11 protein-coding genes and 1 pseudogene are annotated in these 22,709 nt (G+C 73.6%); 5 read left to right on the top strand and 7 right to left on the bottom strand.

Annotated elements, in window-relative coordinates:
- Nucleotides 1–75 precede the first annotated feature (75 nt).
- From ACSLIC_RS24240 to ACSLIC_RS24230, 3 genes and pseudogenes are all read left to right on the top strand, one after another.
- Nucleotides 76–678 (top strand): annotated as a pseudogene (locus tag ACSLIC_RS24240) (transposase family protein).
- Nucleotides 675–827, top strand: a complete 153-nt coding sequence (locus tag ACSLIC_RS24235; RefSeq protein ID WP_436739818.1) for a hypothetical protein — start codon at nucleotides 675–677, stop codon at nucleotides 825–827. Before ACSLIC_RS24240 ends, ACSLIC_RS24235 begins: the two are co-directional and overlap by 4 nt.
- Before the next feature lie 555 nt (nucleotides 828–1,382).
- Nucleotides 1,383–1,529 (top strand): hypothetical protein, encoded by a 147-nt coding sequence (locus tag ACSLIC_RS24230; RefSeq protein ID WP_436739817.1) that lies wholly within the window; start codon nucleotides 1,383–1,385, stop codon nucleotides 1,527–1,529.
- Nucleotides 1,530–2,347: 818 nt separating this feature from the next.
- On the opposite strand, the gene xylA is transcribed toward ACSLIC_RS24230, so the two are convergent.
- Entirely contained in the window at nucleotides 2,348–3,514 is a 1,167-nt protein-coding gene (xylA, locus tag ACSLIC_RS24225) for a xylose isomerase (RefSeq protein WP_436739816.1), read from the bottom strand.
- Between the two features lie 186 nt (nucleotides 3,515–3,700).
- Here xylA and xylB point away from each other — a divergent pair, with 186 nt between their 5' ends.
- Both xylB and ACSLIC_RS24215 read left to right on the top strand, forming a co-directional pair.
- On the top strand, nucleotides 3,701–5,131 hold the full coding sequence (xylB, locus tag ACSLIC_RS24220) for a xylulokinase (protein ID WP_436739815.1): 1,431 nt from the start codon (nucleotides 3,701–3,703) through the stop codon (nucleotides 5,129–5,131).
- A 300-nt stretch (nucleotides 5,132–5,431) separates the two neighbouring features.
- Nucleotides 5,432–6,034: an N-acetylmuramoyl-L-alanine amidase gene (locus ACSLIC_RS24215; RefSeq protein WP_436739814.1), complete on the top strand. Its 603-nt coding sequence runs from the start codon at nucleotides 5,432–5,434 to the stop codon at nucleotides 6,032–6,034.
- 52 nt (nucleotides 6,035–6,086) lie between these two features.
- Here the strand turns inward: ACSLIC_RS24215 and ACSLIC_RS24210 are convergent, their stop codons facing one another.
- The 6 genes from ACSLIC_RS24210 to ACSLIC_RS24185 form a co-directional block, all read right to left on the bottom strand.
- Nucleotides 6,087–7,286 (bottom strand): cytochrome P450, encoded by a 1,200-nt coding sequence (locus tag ACSLIC_RS24210; RefSeq protein ID WP_436739813.1) that lies wholly within the window; start codon nucleotides 7,284–7,286, stop codon nucleotides 6,087–6,089.
- Between the two features lie 58 nt (nucleotides 7,287–7,344).
- Nucleotides 7,345–8,400, bottom strand: coding sequence for an MDR family NADP-dependent oxidoreductase (locus tag ACSLIC_RS24205; RefSeq protein WP_436739812.1), 1,056 nt, complete (start codon nucleotides 8,398–8,400; stop codon nucleotides 7,345–7,347).
- Nucleotides 8,397–10,070, bottom strand: coding sequence for a phytoene desaturase family protein (locus ACSLIC_RS24200; protein ID WP_436740468.1), 1,674 nt, complete (start codon nucleotides 10,068–10,070; stop codon nucleotides 8,397–8,399). The genes ACSLIC_RS24205 and ACSLIC_RS24200 overlap by 4 nt, the downstream gene beginning before the upstream one ends.
- Nucleotides 10,071–10,120: 50 nt before the next feature.
- Nucleotides 10,121–11,803: a phytoene desaturase family protein gene (locus tag ACSLIC_RS24195; RefSeq protein ID WP_436739811.1), complete on the bottom strand. Its 1,683-nt coding sequence runs from the start codon at nucleotides 11,801–11,803 to the stop codon at nucleotides 10,121–10,123.
- Nucleotides 11,793–21,215, bottom strand: coding sequence for a non-ribosomal peptide synthetase/type I polyketide synthase (locus ACSLIC_RS24190; protein WP_436739810.1), 9,423 nt, complete (start codon nucleotides 21,213–21,215; stop codon nucleotides 11,793–11,795). Before ACSLIC_RS24190 ends, ACSLIC_RS24195 begins: the two co-directional genes overlap by 11 nt.
- Before the next feature lie 65 nt (nucleotides 21,216–21,280).
- The gene (locus tag ACSLIC_RS24185; RefSeq protein WP_436739809.1) at nucleotides 21,281–22,129 is read right to left on the bottom strand and encodes a sterol desaturase family protein; all 849 of its coding nucleotides are present in this window, start codon (nucleotides 22,127–22,129) and stop codon (nucleotides 21,281–21,283) included.
- Nucleotides 22,130–22,709: the final 580 nt, after the last annotated feature.

Below are 22,709 nucleotides of genomic sequence, written 5' to 3'. Positions count from 1 at the left end.
GCTGTCAGTAAGCTCTTTCCAACTTGCGGCAGGAGCTTGGCGGTTGGGCTGACAGTGTGGTGAAGTCCCTGGTAGATGGGTTTTCGACCAAGAGAACCGGCTCCGCCAGAGGCTTCGCATGCTGTCTACCCGCCGGGTGTCGACGTGTCCAGTTCCGCCCTGGGTTTCCTGTCCACCCGTCTGCGGCAGCACCGTTGTGCGAGCGGCTCCCGTTGGCGGCGTCTGAGCGTCGGCCGTCAGGCCTGCTCGCGCTCGCCCGTCTGCGGGTGGGACACACCTATGCCCAGCTCGCAGCCGGATTCGGTATCGGAACCACGACCGCCTACCGGTACGGCATCGAAGCCGTCGACCTTTTGGCCGACCTTGCTCCCACCCTGGCCGACGCCGTGCGACCGGCATCGCCGAAAGCGTTCGTGATCCTGGACGGCCTGGGCGGACAAGGCCTACCGGGGTGCCGGCGGAACGGTCCGCACCCCCTACTGGGGCCGCTGGGAAACCCTTTCCACCGGTCAGAAGGCCGTCAACCGCTCGCACACGAAGATCCGCGCACTCGTCGAGCAGGCCATGGCCACCCTCAAAGCCTGGCGACTCCTCCGCGAAATCCGATACTCGACCACCCGCATCACCACACTCGTCCAGGCCGTCCTCGCCCTGCATCTGGCCAGCTCAGAGCGATGATGGGAAAGGCTCAGTGCGGCTCGGAGGAGAGCGCGGCGGGCCGCGGGACCGGAGATGGCCCCGTCGGCCTCGAATCGCTCAGCCAGGTCAGCAGCGGCGTCAGCGGTGGCCGGTGCGGTCCCGACGCCGACGAGCTGGTGGACGCCTGAGCGGCTGTGGCCGCCGTAGCGGCCCGGCCCGTCGGCGTTCAGCACGGTGCGCGCGCGCCCGTACGGGATGGCGAGGGCGACCAACCCGCCGGTCGGCGTCGATGTGCCGGGCAGGGCTTCGGCAGGCGCCACCGGCGTGCGGTACGGGCCGGGCCCGTACGCCGCGAGCGCCTGGCCGCGCTCTCCTCCCGGCGGACGATTGAAGGGTGGTCTTGGCTCGGCGACCGTGGGGGCATGGCTGCAGGGGCGACGGACCGCGGCCGGGCCCCCGGGGTGCGTCGCCGGGGCGTCCGGCGGCCGGCTCACGGAGCGGCGGCGGGACCCGCCGTGCCGTGTCGCACACCAACGGGAGAGACCATGTCCACCAGCGGGCTGAAGCGCACACTGACGATCGCCGGAACGGGGGCGGCCCTGGTGGGGGGCCCTGGCGATCGGGGCCGACCCGGCTCAGGCGGCGACCGCGGTCGCCGCCTGGACCGGCAAGGTGCACGCGGGACCGGCTCCGAACGAACGGGTCGTCAGCCACGTCGACAACGGCTGCAGCTACACCGGTCTGTGCTGGCTGGAGGGGGCCTCGTCAACGACAAGTACCTCTCCAACCGCAACTGGGTCCGGCTGCAGCTGAACAGCGGGGGCATCGGTTACGTCAGCGCCATCTGCCTGAAGGGCGACGACAAGGGCAACGTGCCCAGCCACTGCTGACCCCCCACGACCGGCGCCCCTCCTCCCGCCGGTCCCGACGGCGCTGCCCGCATCCCCGGGCCGGCGCCGTCGGCATGCGGGGTCAGCCTGCGAAGCCCGAGGGCCAGTCCGATGGCAGCGCCTCGGTCGGGAAGTCGCTGGGGAGTTCCGTGGGGAAGTCGCTCGGGAGACCGGACGGGAAGCCGGACGGGAAGCCGGACGGGAAGCCGGACGGGAAGCCGCTGGGGAACTCCGTAGGGAAGCCGGAGGGGAGGTCCGGGGGCCATCCCGCCGGCGGTTCGTCCGGCGCCGACGCGTCCGGCTGCGCAGACTCCTGCGAACCGGTGGCCGTCGGCCGGGGGTTCGGGTCGGAGGGTGGCCGACCCTCCCCCTCTTCGCGCCCGGCCAGCAGGATCAGCACAAGGGCGATGGCGGCCACCGCCACGGCGGCCGCGATCAGCATCAGCAGGCCCCGGCGCCGGCCGCCGTCACCGGGCGGGGGCGGCGGCCAGGGGTCCGATCGACCGCCCCCGCCGGAGCCGAAGGCGATCGGCCTGGTGGCACCTGGATCGTCGGCACCTTCTGGCGCCCCCGGCGCCGGAGGTCCTGGCGCGGGCGGGCCGGGTGACGGGGGCGTCGGCTCGGCACCGGGTCCGCCGTCGCCGGGCGGAGGGGTCGGGGGCTGGGGTGGTTCGGGCGGCGTGGCCATGGCTCCAGATTCTCCTGATGCTCAGTCAGATGACCACCCCCCGAGGAGAATCGCGACAGTTCCCGGACATCTGCGGGCCGCCGGGCGGAACGGGGACGCCACCCGGCGGCCGTACGGTCCGGGGCCCGGGTCAGCCCCGTGCGGCCAGCAGGTGGTCCATGGCCAGCTGGTCGAGGCGTTCGAAGGCCATCCCCCGGACGGCGGCCCCGTCCACGTCGAACTCCTCGAAGGCGGAGCGGTCGGCGAGCAGTCCGGCGAGGCCGTCCTCGGCGGTGGGCAGGGCCAGTTCGGGCAGACGGGCGGCGCGCAGCGCCTCGTGGACCTCGGGGTCGGCGCGGAAGGCGGCGGCCCGCTCCTTGAGGATCAGGTAGTTGCGCATGCAGCCGGCGGCCGACTCCCAGACGCCCTGGAGGTCCTCGGTGCGCGGCGGCTTGAAGTCGAAGTGCCGGGGCCCGTCGTACCCGGCGGTCTCCAACAGGTCGACCAGCCAGAAGGCCGACCTCAGGTCGCCCGCGCCGAACCGCAGGTCCTGGTCGTACTTGATGCCGGACTGGCCGTTGAGGTCCAGGTGGAAGAGCTTGCCGGACCACAGGGCCTGGGCGATGCCGTGCGGGAAGTTGAGCCCGGCCATCTGCTCGTGGCCGACTTCGGGGTTGACGCCGTACAGGTGGGGGCGCTCCAGCCGCTCGATGAAGGCCAGTGCGTGGCCGATGGTGGGGAGGAGGATGTCGCCGCGCGGCTCGTTGGGCTTCGGCTCGATAGCGAAGCGCAGATCGTAGCCCTGGTCGACGACGTACTCGCCGAGCAGGTCGAACGCCTCCTTCATCCGGTCGAGGGCGAGGCGGACGTCCTTGGCGCCGCCCGACTCGGCGCCCTCGCGGCCACCCCAGGCGACGTAGGTGGTGGCGCCCAGTTCGGCGGCGAGGTCGATGTTGCGCAGCGTCTTGCGCAGGGCGTAGCGGCGGACGTCGCGGTCGTTGGCGGTGAAGCCGCCGTCCTTGAAGACCGGGTGGGTGAAGAGGTTGGTGGTGGCCATCGGGACCTTCATCCCGGTGGCGTCCAGGGCCTGCCGGAACCGCTTCACGACCGCCTCGCGCTCCGCCTGCGAGGAGCCGGGCGGGATGAGGTCGTCGTCGTGGAAGGTGACGCCGTGGGCGCCGAGTTCGGCCAGCCGGTGCACCGAGGTGACCGGGTCCAGGGCAGGCCGGGAGGCGTCGCCGAACGGGTCGCGGCCCTGCCAGCCGACGGTCCACAGGCCGAAGGTGAACCTGTCCGCGGGAATGGGCTGGTACGTCATGGGGCGGCTCCCTGAAAGGATTCGTTCGCGGCGTTGACAAATTACTGGCGGGAGGGCGGGATGGGAAGGGGCCGGGACGGTCGACCCGGGAGGCCGGGCGTGGCAGGCTCGGCGCATCACCCCGGACGCCGCCGTCCGCACCGCGCCCCGGCGCGCGACGGCCGACCAGCAGAGACGGAGAGGCCGATGTCAACCGCCGAGGGTCCGCTCGTCGTCGGAATCGACAGTTCCACCCAGTCCGCCAAGGCGCTCGTGGTCGACGCGGGGACGGGCCGGGTCGTCGCGACCGGCCAGGCTCCGCACCGCGTGACCACCGGCACCGGCCGGGAGAGCGACCCGCGCGACTGGTGGTCGGCGCTGACCGGGGCGGTGCGCGCCTGCGGCCCCGCCGCCCACCGGGCCGCCGCCGTCTCGGTCGCGGGCCAGCAGCACGGCCTGGTCACCCTGGACGCCGACGGCTCCCCGATCCGCCCGGCGCTGCTCTGGAACGACGTGCGCTCGGCCCCGCAGGCGCGCAGGCTGGTGGCGGAACTCGGGGGGCCGCGGGTCTGGGCCGACCGGATCGGCAGCGTCCCCGGTGCCTCCTTCACGGCCGCCAAGTGGGCGTGGCTGGCCGAGCACGAGCCCGCGGCCGCCCGGGCCACCGCCGCCGTCCGCCTCCCGCACGACTACCTCACCGAGCGGCTCACCGGACGCGGCACCACCGACCGCGGCGACGCCTCGGGCACCGGCTGGTGGGCCGGCCCCGAGGAGGCGTACGACGACACGGTGCTGGAGCTGATCGGCCTGGACCGGGGGCTGCTTCCCGAGGTGGTGGGCCCCGGAGAGGTCGCGGGGACCGTTCGCGAGGGCGAACTGCCCTTCGCCCGGGGCACCCTGGTCGCCGCCGGGACCGGCGACAACGCGGCGGCCGCGCTCGGCCTCGGGCTGCGCCCCGGCACCCCGGTGCTGAGCCTGGGCACCTCGGGCACGGCCTACGCCGTCTCCACGCGCCGGCCCGCCGATCCGACCGGGACGGTCGCGGGCTTCGCGGACGCCCGAGGCGACTGGCTGCCACTGGCCTGCACCCTCAACTGCACCCAGGCCGTGGACCGCGTCGCCGCCCTCTTCGGCCTGGACCGCGAGGCCGTCGAACCGGGGAGCACGGCCACCTTCCTGCCGTACCTCGACGGCGAGCGCACCCCGGACCTCCCGCACGCCTCGGGCCTGCTGACGGGGCTGAGGCACGACACGACACCGGGCCAGATCCTCCAGGCCGCCTACGACGGCGCCGTGCACTCCCTGCTCGACGCGCTCGGCCTGGTCCTCGACGCCGACGCCGACCCGGCTGAGCCGGTGCTGCTCATCGGCGGCGGCGCCCGGGGCGGTGCCTGGCAGCAGACGGTACGGCGGCTGACCGGCCGCCCGGTCCGGGTGCCGCACGCCGCCGAACTGGTCGCGCTCGGCGCCGCCGCGCAGGCCGCGGGGCTGCTGACCGGGGAGGACCCGGCCGCCGTGGCCCGCCGCTGGGGCACCGCGGACGGCCCGCTGCTCGACCCGCTGCCCCGGGACGAGGCGACGGCCGACCGGATCGCGGGCGCGGTCCGGGACGCGGGGGCGCTCTGGGCCGAGGACTGAGCCCGCCGCCCTGACTGCGTCGAGCGGCAACGTCCCCTGGCGCACCGGCTGTTCGAGGCGGAGGAGTGACGGGTTCGGCGATCGCGCCGTACCCGTCACCGCTCCCCCGTACCCCCTACCGCGCCGTCATCTACGCGCGTACCGTGCTGTCGTCGCCGCACCGACGCGCACGCCCGGCTCGCGGTGGCACCCGCACCCCTCGTACGCACGCCCCGCCCCGGTACCCCATGCCCGGGGCCGGCGGTTCAGCGGGCTGCCGTGCAGGCGGCCCGGTTCCCCCCACCGAGAGGCAGGACCGACGTGGAACGTCCCCGAACCTCCCTTGCCCGCAGAAGACTGCTGAAGGGGGCGGCCGCCCTGCCGGCCGTGCTCCTCGCCGGGTCGGCCGGGCCCGCCTTCGCGAGCCGGGCGCAGACCCGGCAGCGCCCGGACGCCGACTGGGTGCCGGCCGCCCCCGGCAACTACACGGTGGCCAACCGGCCGCGCGAGTACCCGGTGGACTTCGTCGTCATCCACGTGACGCAGGAGACCTACGCCGACACCCTCGGCATCTTCCAGAACCCGGCCAAGCAGGTCTCGGCCCATTACCTCGTGCGCTCCGCCGACGGGCGGGTGGCCCAGTGCGTGCGGGAGGCGGACATCGCCTGGCACGCGGGCAACTGGGACTACAACTCCCGCAGCGTCGGCATCGAGCACGAGGGGTGGGTCGACAAGCCGGAGTACTTCACCGACGCGCTGTACTCCGCCTCGGCCGCGCTCACCGCGGCCGTCTGCGACTCGTACGCCATCCCGAGGACCCGCGCGCACATCATCGGCCACCACGAGGTGCCGGGCGCCACCCACACCGATCCGGGTCCGCTGTGGGACTGGGACCGTTACATCCGGCTCGTCAAGGCCGCCTGAGCGGTCGGCCCGCGGGGTGCGTGCGTCGGCGCGCACCCCGCGGGGCTCCGCGCTACCAGGTGACCAGGAGCTGTTCGGGGCTGCGCGAGGTGCCGGCCGGCCGCCAGCGGACCGGCTGCTCCGGCTCCGCGAGCCGCAGCCCGGGGAAGCGTACGGCCAGCCGGTGCAGGGCCAGGTGGAGTTCGAGCCGGGCCAGCCAGGCGCCCAGGCAGTAGTGCGGTCCGGCGCCGAAGGAGAGCGTGGGCGCCGGGAGCGGGGTGAACAGGGCCTCGGTCTGCCCGGCGGGGAAGACCGCCGGATCACGGTTGGCGGTGACGGAGTCGGCGAGCACCACCGCGCCGGCCGGGATGAGCACGCCGCCGACCTCCGCGTCCTCGGTGGCGCAGCGGGTGCTGCCCGGGTCGTCGCCGAGCGGGATCAGGTGGATCAGGCGCGCGGCGGCCAGTTCCGCCGACGCCTCGTCGGCCAGCCGGGGCCAGACCTCCGGCCGTTCCGCGAGCAGGTAGAGCAGGGAGTTGCCGAGCATCGTCATGGTGCTGTCGTGGCCGCCCGCCACCAGGCCGCACACCAGGCTGACGAGGCGGTCCTCGGGAATGCCGCCCTCGGTGTCGGCGGCCCGGACCAGGCTGCTGACCAGGTCGTCGCCGGGGGCGCGGCGCCGCTGGGCCAGCAGCCCGGCGCCGAAGGCGGAGAACTCCGCGAGCGCCGCGTCCACCTCCTGACGGGGCCGGGTGCCGTCGGAGAAGGCGTGCTCGCTCCAGTGGCGCATCCGGCCGCGCACCGAGGCGTCCAGGCCCATCAGGCGGCTGATCACGGCGACGGGCAGCGGCAGGGTGAACAGGGCCACCGCGTCCACCGGCCCGCCGCGCGCGGCTAGGTCGTCCAGCAGCTGGTCGACGATCGAGGCGATCCAGGGGCGCCACCGGGAGACCGCCCTCGGGGTGAACGCCCGGCGCAGGGTGCGGCGCAGCCGCAGGTGCTCGACGCCGTCCTGGTTGAACATCAGCTCGGGGTCGTCCACCAGCCCGGCCGCCTGGGAGCGGGAGGGGCCGTCCTGGACGTAGAGCCCGGCGCGGCCGAACCGGCTGTCGCTGAGGACCTGCCGCACGTCGGCGTACCGGTCGACCAGCCAGCCGGGGGAACCGTCGGGCAGGGTGCACGGCCGGGGCGGTCCCGGTTCGGCGGGGCCGCGGCGGTGGAGCGGGGCGGGCGGCGGGACGGTCTCGGCACTGGTGGGGATCGCGGCGGTCAAGATACCTCCGGGCGGTGGTCGTACGGGGCGGGGCGGTGGGCGGTGTCCCCGGCGCCGGTCACAGGGCGACCAGGACTTTGCCGAAGTTGCCGGTGCGGTCGTGGTAGAGGCTGGCGTAGGCGTCGGGGATGGCGTCGAACCCCTGGTGCAGGGTGTGGTCGCAGACGACCTCCTCGCGGCGCAGGCGGCCGCCCAGATCGGCGTGGAGGGCCTGCCAGTTGGCCTCGGTGAACCACTCCAGCGAGAAGATCCCGCGGACCGTCGTCCGGGGGAACATGATGTACGGCAGGAGCCGTGGCCCGACCGCCTCGCGGCCCACCTGGGTCGCCCACTGCCAGCAGATGGCGACCTTGCTGCCGACGTTGAGCCGGGCGAAGACCGCGTCGGTGACCGCGCCGCCGAGGTTGTCGAAGTAGTGGTCGACGCCGTCGGGCGCGGCCCGGTCCAGCGCTTCCCGTACCTGGTCCACGCTGTCGCCGTGCCGGTAGCGGACGACCTCGTCGAAGCCGAGCCCGGCCAGGTAGTCCGCCTTCGCCGGGCTGGAGGTGGTGCCGACCACGCGGGCGCCGGCGAGCCGGGCGAGCTGGCCGACCAGGGTGCCGACGGCTCCGGAGGCGCCGCTGACCACGAGGGTCTGGCCCGGCCGGGGGTCCAGGAAGGTGGTCAGGGTGGCCCAGGCGGTCATCCCGGGGCCGCCCATCGCGCTGAGCGCCGTCTGCAGCGGCAGCACCTCGTCGTACCAGTCCCGGCGCAGGCGGCGGTAGGCGGGGAAGACCATCGGGAAGGTGCCGGTCTGCCAGAGCCTGGGGGCGCCGTCGCTGATCACGTGGGACTGCCAGCCGCCGAAGCCCTGCACCAGGTCGCCGGGCCGGTGGGCGGCGCGCGGCCCGGCCGCCAGCACCTCCATGATCGAGTCGGCTCCCATGTGACCGCCGACGGGGGTGTCGAGGGCGATGCCCTGGAGGTAGGGGTCGACCGAGACGTACAGGGTCTTGAGCAGCATCTCGTCGGGGGCGAGGTCGACGGTGACGTCCTCGGTCACCTTCTCGTAGAGCCGCCTGACGTCCGGGGTGCCCTCGACGTGCTCGCGGACCACCCACTTGCTGATCTTCACTGCGGCTCCTTCGGCGCGGGGGCGGGGCCTTCCTGCGGCCCTACGGGGATGACGAGGTGGGTGGGGGGCGGGGCGGAGGTGTCGACGGAGGCGGTGAAGGGCAGGCCGTCGTCCCGGCAGACGAACTGCATGACGTGGCGGCCGGCGGCGGCGGCGCGGATCAGGCCGCCGGTGGTCGCCCAGACGCCGGACTGGTAGAAGTCGGCGAGACCGGGCAGTCCGGGGCCGTGTTTCTTCACCAGTTCCTCCAGCGTCTCGCCGCTCTCCACGAACGGCTGCCAGCCGAGCACCGACCCGTCGTAGTTGCCGGTGTAGCGGACCTGGGTGAGGGGGCTGGAGACGTCGCGTACGGCGATGGACTCCTCCAGGCCGGGGAACCGCTCCTCCAGGAACTTCACGAGCGCGACCCTGGCCCGGCGTTTGGCCGCGTAGTAGCCACGGCCGTGGCGGACGGGGAGGGTGTGCAGTTCCTGTCCGCCCCGGCGGCGGGTGGCCTGCTCGGGGCCCTCGTCCAGGGCGCGCCAGGGGGCGATGTCGCAGAAGTAGGTGGCGTAGACGACGCTCGTGCCCGGCGGGGACAGCTCGGGGTAGTGCCGGTCGCGGAACTGGACGTTGATGCTCGGGTGGCGGATGCCGGTCAGCTCGGCGGCCTGCTCGTCGGTGAGGAGGTAGGTGGTGCAGGGGTCGGCTGCGGGGAAGCTCCGTTTGAGGCCGAGGAAGAGGGTGAAGTAGCCGGGGAAGACCATGCCGGGCTGGTGGAGGGTCTCGGTGTAGAGCCGCCGGTAGTCGTCGTCGAGGTAGCGACCGCCGAGGAACTTGTTCATGGTGGTGGGGCCGTCGGCCGCCGACACCACGATGTCGGCCCGCAGTTCGCGGCCGTCGCTCAGACGCACCCCGGCCGCCCGGTCGTTCTCGACGATCACCTCCTCGACCTTGGTGTTGTAGGCGACCTCGCCGCCGAGCCCGAGGTACCGCCGCTCGATCGACCGCGCGACGCCGAGCGAGCCGCCTTCGGGGACGCCCGCCGAGAGGTTGGCGTGCGAGGCGAGCTGGAAGTGGGTGGGCAGGACGGGGAAGTTGGGGTGCTTCTCGTAGAGGACGAAGTTGAACGCCTGGCGCAGCAGCGGGTCCTTGAACCGGCCCGAGTACTGGGCCATCAGCACCGAGATGGTCTTGCGGACGGCGCCCGCGTACGGGACGAAGGAGGCCAGCATGCGCAGCCGCTCGACACGGCCCATCAGGCCGACCGGCTTGAGGAAGGGGTAGACGGTGAGTGCCTTGCGGAAGGCGCGCAGGTGGCCGCAGAACTCCTTGATCTGCTTGGCGTCGGCGGGTGAGAGAGCGGTGAGGTGGGCCTGGAGGCGGTCGGGGTCGGAGTAGAAGTACACCGCGCGCCCGTCGTGTCCGCGCACGACGTTGAAGACGTCGAAGTGGCGGACCTCCTTGCCCTGGAGGGCGCCCAGCTCCAGCCAGATCTGGTGCATCTCGTTGCCCGGCCCGCTGCCCAGCATCCAGCTGACGCAGGCGTCCAGGGTGTAGTCGCCGCGCTCCCAGGAGGTGCAGCAGCCGCCGGGGATCTCGTGCATCTCCAGGATCTTGGTGCGGTAGCCGTTCATCTGGGCGTAGCAGCCGGTGGAGAGGCCGCCGAGCCCCGCACCGATGATGATCATGGTTTCCCTGCGGTCCGGTCCCGGCCGGGTGGTCCGCTCCCCCGCTGTCGTCATGAACCGCGCCTTTCCTTGGCGTACCAGCGGTCGAGCTGCGGGAGCCGGCCGAGTCGGCCGGGGTGCCAGGGCTCGGTGCCGGTGCTCTCGTGGGCGCGGAACGGCAGGCCCAGTTCCGCGCAGAGGTACTGGACGGCGAAGCGGCCGGTGGAGGCGGCGCGGATCAGGCCGCCCATCCCCACCCACTGCCCGGCCATGGAGAACCCGGCCAGTCCGGGCAGCCGCATCCGGTCCTTGCCGACCAGGCCGGCCGCGAGGTCGTCGGCGTCGGAGAACGCCTTCCAGGCGAGGATCGAGCCGTTGTGGTTGCCGGTGTAGCGCCGGGTGGTGGCCGGGGTGGCGACGTCCACCAGCTCGATCCGGTCCGCGGCGTCGGGCCAGCGGCGGGCGAGGAAATCCCGCACGAAGCCGGCGACGTGGCGCTTCTCCTCGCGGTAGCGCCGGCGGTCGGTGCGGCGCAGTTCGGCCCAGTGGGCGTAGTCGCTGAAGTAGGTGCAGTGCACCACCGACTTGCCGGGCGGGGCGAAGCCCTCGGAGTAGCGGGAGCGCAGCTGGACGACGAGGCTGTCCTGGAGGGCGCCGGGCAGCGCCGCGGCCTCCTCGGTGTCGAGCAGGTACGTGGTGCTGTGCGCGTCCTCCTCGGGGAGGGGGCCCTCGATGCCGACGAAGGCGGAGACCACGGCGGGGAAGAGGGTGCCGGGCTTCTCCAGCAGTTCGTCGTAGAGCTTGTCGACGCGCGGTCCGGTGTACCTTCCGCCGAGCAGGCCGCGGATGGTGGTGTGGCCGTCGCAGGCGGAGACGACGTGCTCGGCGTAGTAGCGGCGGCCGCCGCGCAGTTCGACGCCGATCGCCCGGTCGTTCTCCACCAGGATCTTCTCGGTGCGCGCGCGGTAGCTGACGGTGCCGCCGAGCCCGGTGTACCGCTCCTCGACCGACCGGGCCAGGCCCAGCGAACCGCCTTGCGGGAAGCCCGCGTTGCCGTGGTGGGCGGCGGCCATGTTGAAGAGGTAGGGCAGCACCGGGAAGCCCTCGGGGTCCTGGAAGAAGATGTTGCGGAACGCCTTGCGCAGCAGCGGGTCCTCGAACCGGTCGGCGAACCGGTGCATCGGGGTGGCGGCGGTGCGCCAGAAGAGGCGGAAGGCGGGCAGGACGGTGCGCAGGGTGGCGGCCCGTTCGCGCACCGTCCTGAGGGCGGGGGCGGTGAGGAAGGGGTAGAGGTCGATCTCGGTGAACCGCCGCAGGTCGCGGCAGAAGGAGCGGATCAGGCGGGCGTCGCCCGGGGAGACCTCCAGCAGGTGGGCCTGGAGCCGGTCGGGGTCGTTGTAGAAGACCACCGACCTGCCGGTCTCGTCGGTGACCTTGTTGAACAGCTCGAAGTTGGTGACGGTCTTCCCGTCGAGCGCGCCCAGCTCCCGCCAGACCTGGTGGGCGTCGTTGCCCTCGGCGGTGCCGATCAGCCACTCGATGCAGTAGTCGAAGAGGTAGCCGTCCCGGGACCAGGCGGTGCAGCAGCCGCCGGGGAGCACGTGCTTCTCGAAGATGCGGGTGCGCATGCCGCTCATCTGGGCGTAGCAGCCGGTGGAGAGGCCGGCCATGCCGGCGCCCACGATGATGACGCGCGGCGGGCTGCCCGGCGCGGGCTCGCGCCGGGTCCACTCGGTGTCCTCCTCACGCGGCACGGCCGGCCTCCCCCGTCAGCAGGGCGCGGACCAGGGCGGCGTTGCGCGGGAGGTGGTCGGCGTCGAGCATGTCGGCGTGCTTGCCGGAGCCGCGCAGGACGCGGTGGCCGGTGGTGGAGCTGCCGTGCCAGGCGCCGGGGACGCCGGCCGCGTACAGCTCGGTCTTCTCCTCGTCGGACAGCACGCTCACCGGGGCGCCGACGGTGCCGGTGTTGGGGTTGCGGCCGCAGAAGCCCAGGTACTCGGCGGCGTGTTCCAGCACCGTGCTGGTGACGATCTCCGAACCGGTGTGCTTGTAGAGGTGGCCGCCGAGTTCCGCCTCGAACGCCTTGAGTCCGTCGGCGCCCGGTTCGAACGCCTCGGTGACGCGCCGGGAGTCGAGGATCACCACATGGCCGACGCTCCGGCCGCGGGCCTCCAGTTCGCGGGCCACCTCGAAGGCGAGGTTGCCGCCGAGGGAGTAGCCGAGCAGCCGGCACTCCCCCGTGGGCCGGGCGGCCTCCACCAGATCGGCGTAGCGCGCCACCTTGTCCTCGCCCGGCAGGTAGTTGAAGGCGAGGACGCGGTACTCGGGGAGGTGGGCGGCGAGGCCGCGGTAGACCAGGCCGTGGCCGCCGGCGGGCGGGAAGCAGAAGAGGGGGTCGGGGGCGGCCTCGTTGAAGGTGAGGTGGGGCAGTTCTTCGGCGGTGGTGCCGGTGACGCGTTCCTCGACGGCGGCGGCCATCCCGTGCAGGGTCGTCACCTGGTAGAGGCGGCTGACCGGGACGGTGACGCCGAACTCGGTGCGCAGGTGGTGGAGGAGTTCGATGAGTTTGATGGAGCTGCCCCCGGATTCGAAGAAGTCGTCGCCGAGCCCGGCCCGCTCCAGGCCGAGCAGGGACTCCCAGTGGCGGGCCATGCTCACCTCGTAGAGGGTCACGGGCGCCTCGTACGCCTGGTGCCGCTCGCCGTGCGGCTGGGGCAGGGCGCGGAGGTCGACCTTGCCGTGCGCGGTCAGCGGCAGCGCGGAGACCTCGGCGAGGTGGGAGGGGACCATGTGCGAGGGCAGGACGGTGGCGAGGTGGCGGCGCAGCGCTCGGATGTCCAGGGTCGCTCCGGGTTCGGGGACGCAGTAGGCGCACAGGACGGCCTCGCCGGTGGCGTCGGCGCGGACGGCGGCCACGGCCCGGGCGACGCCCGGCCGGGTGGTGAGGTGGGCCTCGACCTCGCCGGTCTCGATCCGGTGGCCGCGCAGTTTGACCTGGCCGTCCTGGCGTCCGAGGAGGTGGACGCGGCCCTCGGCGTCCCAGCGGGCGAGGTCGCCGGTCCGGTAGAGGCGCACGGGCCGGGCGCCGGGCTCGCGGCTCAGGGTGCGGGTGGTGAAGCGGCGCGCGGTCAGCTCAGGGTCGCCCGCGTAGCCGAGGGAGACACCGTCGCCGCCGATCCACAGCTCACCGGTGACGCCCGGGGGCACGGGGGCACCGGCCGCGTCGAGGATGTACAGGGCGGCATGGGGCAGGGGGCGTCCGATCGGCACGGTCAGGCCCGGTTCCAGGCCCTCGGCGGGGCCTTCGAAGCAGGCGCTGTCGATGGTGGCCTCGGTGACGCCGTAGGAGTTGAGGACGCGGGTGCCGGGGCCGCAGAGCTCGCGCAGCCGCTGGTACTCGGCGACCTTCCAGGTGTCGGAGCCGACGACCAGCAGCTTGAGGAAGTCGAGCCGCTCGCCCTCGCGGGCGCAGTGGTCCATGAGGCCGCGCGCCAGGGCGGGGACCAGTTCGGCGCAGTCGACGCGCTCGGCGCGCAGGGTGCGGTACAGACGGGCGGTGTCGAAGACCAGGTCGCGGTCGGCGAGGACCAGGGTGCCGCCCGAGCACAGGGCGCGCACCAGGTCGCCGGTGAAGACGTCGAAGGAGGGCTGGGCGGTCTGGAGGTGGACCCGCACGTCCCGCTCCAGGCGGTAGGCGGTGCGCCAGGCCGCGTAGGCGGCGGCGAGGTTGCGGTGGCTGACCCGGACGGCCTTGGGGACGCCGGTGGAGCCGGAGGTGTGGATGACGTACGCCGGGGCGTCCGGGGCGTCGGCGGTCTCGGGGGCGGGCCCGTCGCTCTCGGCGGCGCGGAGCTGGTCGGGGGTGACGGCCGGGCAGGGCAGTGCGGTGGACGTGCCGGCCGTACCCGGGCCGGTGACCAGCAGGGCGGCTCCGGCGCCGGTGAGGACCTGGGCGGTGCGGTCGGCGGGGAGGGCCGGGTCGAGGGGGAGGTAGGCGCCGCCGGCCTTGAGGACGGCGAGCAGCGTGATGATCAGTTCCGGGGTCTTGTCGAGCCGGACGCCGACCACCGTGCCGGGCCCGACGCCGAGGGCGCGCAGCCGCCGCGCCCGGGTGCGGGCCCTCCGTTCGAGTTCCCCGTACGTGAGGTGGGCGGAGGCGCCGTAGGGGGCGGGGACGGTGACGGCGGTGGCCCAGGGGCGGGCGGCGGCGGCCTCGGCGATCAGCCGGTGGACCGGCCGGTGGGCGCCGGCTGCCCGCTGCGCGGCGGCCTCCTCCCGGGCGCCGCTCCATTCCCCGACGAGCCGCTCGCGCTCCTCGGCGCCGAGCATCTCCAGTTCGGGGGTGGGGGTCTGGGGCCGGGCGCGGGTCATGCTGTCGAGCAGGTGGACGTAGTGTCCGGCCATCCGGCGGACGGTCTGCGGGTCGAACAGGTCGGTGTTGTACTTGAGGACGGAGTGGAAGCGGCCTTCCGCCTCGTCCTCGTAGACCGAGAGGGTGAGGTCGAACTGGCCCTCCTCCTCGGGCAGTTCGATGTACTCCAGCCGGTAGCCGTACTGCTCGGTGGCGACCTTGTGGGTGAGCAGGATGAACATCGCCTGGAAGACGGCCGAGCGGCTGGGGTCGTGCTGGAGCCCCAGCTCCTCCACGAGCAGGACGAACGGGTACTCCTGGTTGTCCAGGCCGTTCAGGACGGTGGAGCGCACCTGGTCCAGGAGTTCGGCCACGGAGGGTGCGCCGGAGAGGTCGGCGTGGAGCGGCAGCGGGTTGACGAAGTAGCCGTAGACCGAGGCGAACTCCTGCTGGGTGCGGCCGGTCACCGGGGAGCCGACGATGACGTGGTCCTGGCCCGAGTAGCGGTGCAGGAGCAGGTAGTAGGCGCAGATCAGCACCATGAACGGGGTGACGCCGTGGCGCTGGGCGAGGGCGTGGACGCGGGCGCTCAGCTCCTCGTCGAGGACGAAGAACTCGGAGGCGCCGTTGTGGGTCTGCACGGCCGGGCGGGGCCGGTCGGTGGGCAGGTCCAGCAGCGGGACCTCGGCGGGGAGGCGGGAGCGCCAGTGGTCGAGCATGGCGCCGGCCTCGGGGCTCGCCAGGAAGCGGTTCTGCTCGTTGAGGAAGTCCACGTAGCGGGCGGTCACCGGTGGCAGGGACGGCTCCCGCCCCTGCTTCAACGCCTCGTGCACGGCGAGGAGTTCCTCGATGAAGGTGAAGGTGGAGACGGCGTCCGAGACGATGTGGTGGACGGCCTTCATGATGATCCAGCGGTCGTCGCCGCGCCGGAAGAGGCGGAAGCGGACCAGCGCGTCCCGCTCCAGGTCGTACTGCTCGCGGTACTCGCGGATGATGGTCCGCCGGATCTCCTCCCACTCCTGGCCCTCGACGTCGAAGAGGGCGAGGTCGGGCTCGACCTCGGCGGCGACGCGCTGCACCGGCCGGCCCTCGCTCAGGTGGAAGGTGGTGCGCAGCGCGGGGTGGCGGGCGACCAGCCGGCGGACCGCCTCGAACATCAGCTCCGGGTCGAGTGCGGCCCGCACCTCGACGGCGCCGCCGATGTTGTAGGCGTAGCCGTCCGGGTTGAGCTGCTTGAGGAACCAGAGGGCCTTCTGGTTCTGGGTCAGTGGGTGGTCGCCCTCGTCGGTGAAGAGCTCCACGGCCGCGGCCGTGCCGCCCCCCTGGTCGGTGGCGACCCGTTCGGCGAGCCCGTCGTGGAGCCGGTCGGCGAGTTCGCCGACCGGGGTGCCGCTGAGCAGGGCGACGACGGGCAGTGCGACGCCGAACTCGGCCTGCGCCTTGGCCCGTACCTCCATGGCGAGCAGCGAGTCGAGGCCGAGGGCGCCGAGCCCGCCGGCCGGGTCGACGTCCTGGACCGGGGTGCGCAGCACGGTGGCGACCAGGTGGGTGAAGCGCTCGGCGACCAGGGCACGGCGCCGGTCACCGTCGGCGGCGCGGAAGGTGTCGAGGAAGCCGCCGCCGCTGGCGGCTGCGGCGTCGCCGGCCGCCGCGAGGTCGGCGACGAGCGAGGGCGGGGTGTCGTACCAGGCGAGGAAGGTCCGCCAGTCGACGACGGTGGCGACGACGAGTTGGGCCCGGTCCTGCCCGAGGACGCGTTCCAGCACGCTCATGCCGACGTCCGGGGTGAGGCTGCTCATGCCCCGGCTGTGCAGGTAGTGCTCGACCAGGCCGAGTTCCTCGATCATGCCGGTGGCCCAGGGGCCCCAGTCGAGGCTGAGGGCGGGCCGGCCCTCGGCTCGGCGGCGGTGGGCGAGGGCGTCGAGGAAGGCGTTGCCCGCGGCGTAGTTGGTCTGCCCGGCGGTGGTCAGCAGGGAGGCGACGGAGGCGAACAGGACGAAGTGGTCGAGCGGTTCGTCCCGCAGGTGTTTGTCGAGCAGGTACGCGCCGACGGTCTTCGGGTCGTGGACGGCGTCGAAGGAGGCCCGGTCCAGGTCGGCGATCCGGGTGTCCCTGACCTGCCCGGCCAGGTGGAAGACGCCGCGCAGGGGCGGCGGGTCGCCCTGCCGGTACGCGTCGAGCCAGGCGGTCAGCGCGGCCTCGTCGGTGACGTCGACCGGGGCGCAGACCGGGTGCGCGCCGAGTGCCTCCAGCTCCTTCAGGAGGGCGACGGCGCGGCCCTGGGCGCTCGCGGGGTCGGTGCGCCGCCATTCGCGGCGGGGCGGCAGCGGGGTGCGGCCCATCAGGACGAGGTGCCGGGCCCCGCGCTTGACCAGGGTGCGGCAGAGCAGGCGGCCGAGCGCGCCGAAGGCGCCGGTGACCAGGTAGCTGCCGTCGGCGCGCAGCCGCGGCGGCAGGGGGCGGGTGAGGTCGTCGGCGGGGCGCAGGCGGCTGGTGGCGCGGTGGGTGCCGCGCAGCCCGATCTCCTCCTCGTCGTCGGTGCGGAACTCGCGCAGCAGCGCCATGGCCTCGGCCCGGGCCCCGCCGGGGTCGTGCGCCGGGTCGAGGTCGATCAGCTTGCCCCGGTGCCCGGTGAGTTCCTGGTGGCGCAGGACACGGGTGACGCCCCAGGCGGGCGCCCCGAGTGGTTCTACGGCCTCGCCGGGGACGACGGGCTGCGCTCCCCGGGTGACGACGTGCAGCGCGCAGGGCTCGGGCCGGGCCTGGAGCACCTTGGCCAGGGCCACGAGCGCGTAGGCGCCGCCGCCGGCCGCCCGCCGCAGGGCGTCGCGTGCGCACGTCTCGTACGGCGGCAGTGCCAGGCCGCCGAGGTGCACGACCGTGCCCCGGAAGGGCCCGGTGTCCGCGTCGAGGTCGGCGAAGAGGCGGGCGAGGTGGCCGTCGCAGTCCGGGGCGAGGGTGAAGTCGGTGCCGTCGGCGCTCCTGCTGTACGTGGCGGCGGGCCGGACGGTGCGGCAGCGGTGGCCGAGGCTGGTCACCAGGGCGGCGAAGGCGGCGCCGACGCCGGCGGGGTCGCCGTCGGTGAACAGCAGCCAGTCGCCGTCGCCCGCGCCGGGCGCCTTGGTCGCCTCGTCCTCGGGCAGCGGGCGGCCGGTCCAGGTGGGAACGGCCAGCCAGGAGTCGATGGTGGCCCGGGAGACGGTGGTGGACGCCTTCTCCACATCGGCGGCGCGGAACCCGCCGAGGCGGCCGAGGGCGGTGCCGTCCTCGGCGTACAGGGCGAGGTCGGCGACGAGTTCGTCCCCGTCGTCGCGGGTGATGACGCCGTGCGCCCACAGGGTCCGGTCACCGACCGGGGCGAGGCTCAGCTCGGCGAGCGAGAGCGGCAGGCGGATGCCGGTGCCGGGAGCCGGGGCGCCCTCGGCCGGGATCTGGCGGGTCAGCAGCGACTGGAAGCAGGCGTCGAGGAGGACCGGGTGGAGGTGGTGGCGGGCGGCGTCGTCGCCGAGGGACTCGGGCGGGCTGACGCGGGCCAGGACCTCGCCGTCGCCGATCCAGACCTCGTCGAGCGCCTGGAACGCCGGGCCGTACTGGTAGCCGAGGGCGGCGAGTCCGGCGTAGCACTCCGGGCCGGTGAGCCGGCGGTGGCTGCGGGCCTGGACGGCGGCGGGGTCCAGCGAGGGCCCGGCGGTGGGGTGCTGGACGGTGCGGACGACACCGGTGGCGTGGACGGTCCGTTCGCCTCCGGGGCCCGCCGGAACGGAGGCGATGGCGAAGTCCGCGCTCTCCGGGTCGATGGTCAGGTGCACGGTCCTGGTCTCGTCCTCGGCGAGGAAGAGCGCCTTGCGCAGGTCCACGTCGGCGAGGACCGCCGAGGTCGAGCCGGTGAGCGCCAGGACGGCCTGGGTGGCCATCTCCAGGTAGCCGGCGGCGGGGAAGACCACGGAGTCCTGGATGCGGTGGTCGGCGAGATAGGGCAGCCGCTCGGTGTCGAGGCCCGACTGCCAGGCGGGGCCCGCGTGGTCGGTGCGGCGGCCCAGGAGGGGGTGGTCGAGGCGGCCGAGGCGGACCCGCGCGACGTTCTCGGGCTCGGTCCAGTGGCGGTCGCGGCGCCAGGGGTAGCGCGGCAGCGGGACGGTCCGGCCGACGGGCTGGAGCACGTCCCAGTCGACGGCGACGCCGAGGTTGTGCAGGGTGGCGAGGGAGGCCGCGAACCGCTCGGGTTCGTCCTCCTCGCGGCGGACCGAGGGCACCGTGACAGCCGTCCGCCCGGTGGCTTCGAGGCATTCGCCAAGGGAGTGGGCGAGGGCCGGGTGCGGCCCGATCTCCAGGAAGAGGCGGTGGCCCTCGTCGGCCAGCCGGTCCACGGCGGCGCGGAAGGCGACCCGGTCGCGGACGTTCCGCCACCAGTAGGCGGCGTCCAGCACCACCCCGTCGGCCGGCCCCTCGATCGCGGTGAGGTGGACGGGCACCTTGGCCGGGCGCGGCGCGAGCCCCGCGAGCGAGGCGAGCAGCTCGTCCTTGATCCGGTCCATCCGGGGGCTGTGGTAAGGGACTTGGACGGTCAGGAGCTTGGCGAAGATCTGCTCGGCGCGGAGCGCTTCGGCCAGCTGGACGAGCGTGTCGCGGTCACCGGCCAGGGTGACCCCGGTGGGGCTGTTGACGGCGGCGACGCAGACCCGGTCGGCGTAGGGCCGTACCCGGCGCTCGGCCTCCTCCTCGGAGAGGCTGACGGCGAGCATGCCTCCGGTTCCGGCGAGGGTGTGCTGGAGGCGGCTGCGGTGGACGGCGATCCCCACGGCCTCCTCCAGGGAGTAGACGCCCGCCTCGTGGAAGGCGGCGATCTCCCCGGTGCTGTGGCCGACGACGGCGTCGGGCGTGACCCCGTACGAGCGCCAGAGGGCGGCCAGGCCCGCCTGGACGGCGAAGTTGGCGGGCTGGGCGAGCCAGGTCTCCGCCATCCGGGAGGTCTCGGCGCCGGCCGCCATCTCGTCGAGGAGCGACCAGCCGGCGATGCGGCGGATCTCCCGGTCGCAGGCGGTGACGACGTCCCGGAAGACGGGCTCGCTCGCCAGCAGCCCACGGCCCATCCCCCACCACTGCGGCCCCATACCGGTGAAGACCCAGACCAGGCGCCGGTCCTCGGGCTCCAGCCGCCGTCCCTGGACCACCCGGGGGTGGGGGTCGCCGCGCAGGTGGGCGTCGAGGGCCTCGGCGAGGGAGGCACGTGAGGAGTACACGACGGAGAGCCGTGACTCCAGGTGCTGGCGCCGGTGGGCGAGGGTGTGGCCGAGGTCGGCGAGGGCGGGCCTGGCGCCGTTGCCGCCGTCGAGTTCGCGCCGGATGCCCGCGGCCGTCTCGGCGAGGGCGTCGGGGTGGCGGGTGGTCAGCGGGAGGATGCTCCAGCCCGGCCCGCCGGGACGCGCGGACTCCTCGGGGAGGCTCTGCGCGGCGATCCGCCCGGCTTCGGGGGCGGGCGCCGGGGCGGCCGGGCGGGCCGGTGGCTCCTCCAGGACGATGTGGGCGTTGGTGCCGCCGAAGCCGAAGGAGTTGACCCCGGCCCGCGCGGGCCCCTCGTGCGCGGGCCAGGCGGTGGCCGCGGTCGGAATGGTGAACGGCGAACTCTCGTACGCGATGGCCGGGTTGACGGTGTCGAGGTTGATGTGGGGCGGGATCACCCGGTGCTTCAGGGCCAGCGCGGTCTTGATGAGCCCGGCGATGCCCGCCGCCGACTCGGTGTGGCCGATGTTGGTCTTGACCGAACCGACGTAGCAGGCGGCGCCCGGGGCGCGGCCCTCGGCGAGGACCTGGGCCAGGGCGTTGGCCTCGATGGGGTCGCCGACGGGCGTGGAGGTGCCGTGGGCCTCCACGTACTGGAGGTCGCCCGGGGTGACGCCGGCCTCGGCGCACACCCGGCGGACCAGGGAGATCTGGGCGTCGGCACTGGGCACGGTGATGCCGTTGGTGCGGCCGTCCTGGTTGACGCCGCTGCCCAGGATCACGGCGTGCACCGGGTCGCCGTCGGCCAGCGCGTCCTCCAGCCGCTTGAGGGCGACCAGGCCGACGCCCTCGGCGCGTACGTACCCCTCGGCGGCGGCGTCGAAGGCCCGGGAGCGACCGCTCGGCGAGAGGAAGCCGCCCTTGGTCTCGGCGATCGTGTACTGGGGTGCCGAGTGCAGCAGGACGCCCCCCGCGAGCGCCAGGTCGCTCTCGCCCCGCAGGAGGCTCTGGCACGCCAGGTGGACGGTCACCAGGGAGGAGCTGCACGCCGTGTCGACGGTGAGGCTCGGGCCCCGGAAGTCGAAGCAGTGCGAGATCCGGTTCGACACCATCGTCATCATGGTGCCGGTCGCCGTGTGCGCCGCGAGGGTCTCGAAGCTCAGGTCGGCGAACTGGAGGATCTTGTAGTCCAGGGTGAACGCGCCCACGTAGACACCGGTGTCGCTGCCCGCCAGTTCGGCCGGGCGCTGCCCGGCGTCCTCCAGCGCCTCCCAGGCCACCTCCAGCAGTTTGCGCTGCTGCGGGTCCATGTGGTCGGCCTCGCGGGGGCTGATGCCGAAGAAGGCCGGTTCGAACTCGTCGAAGCCGTCGATGTACCCGCCCCGGCCCGCCGCCAGCTTCCCGGCCTTGTCCCGGTGCCGGCTGGCCAGGGTGGCGGCGTCGTAGCGGTCGGGCGGGGTGGGGGTGAGGCAGTCCTTGCCCCTGAGCAGGTTCCGCCAGAAGCGGCGGTGGTCGTCGGCTCCGCCGGGCAGGCGGCAGCCGATACCGATGATCGCCACCTTGCCCGTCGGGGCGTCGTTGATCGCGTCAGCCAAGTTCGCACACTCCTCAGGTGGTCGCGCCGCGAGGGGCGGCGCGGTCGGCGGTACGGCGAGCCGGGTCAGGCTCGGCCGCTCCGGCGCCGCTTCGCGCGGTGGAGGGGATGGAGCAGACTGGCGAGGATCTCGCCGGTCGCGGGGAACGACGTGGGGTCGTGGAGTCCGACGGCGGCCGGCTCGCGGCCGGGGTGCCAGGTGAAACTGCCGAAGAGGTGGTCCCAGCAGGAGAGGTCGGAGCCGTAGTGGCCCGCCTCGTCCAGGTCGGTGCTGTGGTGCAGACGGTGCTGCTCCGGGCTGGCCAGGACGTGGTTGAGGCGGCCGATGCGGACGTCGATGTTGGCGTGGACGAAGTAGCCCTGGGCGGCCGTGAACAGGCCGGCCGCGAGGACCGATTTTTGGGAGAAGCCGACGAGGGCGAGGGTGAGCTGGACGGCTCCCTGGGCGACGACGATGTCCAGGACGTGGTTGACGCCGTTGTTGGCGACGTTGACCTTCTGCGGGACGTGGTGGACGCCGTGCAGCCGCCACAGCCACCGGTTGGTGTGGCCCAGGCGGTGCGCCAGGTAGCCGACGAGGGAACCGCTCAGCAGGGCGGCCGGGATCTCGGCCCCCAGCGGAAGCGCCGGATCAGCCGGCGCCACCACGCCGACGGCGGTCGTCACCAGCGTCTGCGCCACCGCGCTGCCCACCATGGTCAGCAGGAAGTACACGCCGTACCAGCGCCATTCGGCGGTGCTGGGGTGCCAGTCGCGCTGGTGCGGGATCAGCCGCTCCAGCACGGTCAGGTAGAGCAGCACGCCCATCAGGAAGAGCGGGCTGACCCGCGCGGGGTCCCACCGCAGGCTCAGCGCGAGGCCGGCCACCGCGACGGTCGCCGCGAGGAGCAGCGGATACGCGGCGACGCGCAGCACGGCCCGGGCCCGCCCGGCGAGTGGTAAGGAAACAGGAATTCCTTCGGGAAGGATTCCGTCCGGGGCAATACCATCGGGTTCCGGATCGCTATGGGACATGCACAACACCCCCAGGAATGCAATCGTCGACAGAAAGGCCGGCGCACGGACACGCGAAAGGATCCGCGGAAATCGGGGAAACCGCGGGAAAGACGCGGGACACCATGGAAAGACGAGAGGAACACCGACAAGAACCCGGCACTACGCTGTGCTTTCGGGAGACGGGCGAGGAATCCGGCCTCACCCGGACGCATCCGGCCCTTCACCCGGAGCGAGCCCGAGTGATTCTTATCCTCTTCCGGCGGCTTCAACCCCCCACCAAAGAGTGGTTCACCGCGGTCGGAACCGACGTGATTTCCCTTCGCGCACATTGAACAGGACGCCGGGCGGGGCAGGGCGGAAATGCGGCTCGCAGTCGCCGATGTGAGTTACTTAATACGCTTATCCGAACGGGAAGCGGGGTCGCACCCCGGGGCGCATGGAGCCGCCGGTCGCACGGCGAGACCGACGAGGCGGCGCCGACGGGAGCGGACGATGACGG

Origin of the sequence: Streptomyces sp. BBFR102 (genome assembly GCF_051397025.1) — a bacterium.
Classification (GTDB): Bacteria; Actinomycetota; Actinomycetes; order Streptomycetales; family Streptomycetaceae; genus Streptomyces.
The sequence above is the reverse complement of the archived record's forward strand: the minus strand, read 5'-3'. Positions and strand labels throughout refer to the sequence as shown.

Coding starts and splice junctions, on each gene's coding strand:
- ACSLIC_RS24235 (WP_436739818.1), top strand. CDS start 675: ATGATGGGAAAGGCTCAGTGCGGCTCGGAGGAGAGCGCGGCGGGCCGC.
- xylA (WP_436739816.1), bottom strand. CDS start 3,514: ATGACGTACCAGCCCATTCCCGCGGACAGGTTCACCTTCGGCCTGTGG.
- xylB (WP_436739815.1), top strand. CDS start 3,701: ATGTCAACCGCCGAGGGTCCGCTCGTCGTCGGAATCGACAGTTCCACC.
- ACSLIC_RS24200 (WP_436740468.1), bottom strand. CDS start 10,070: ATGATCATCATCGGTGCGGGGCTCGGCGGCCTCTCCACCGGCTGCTAC.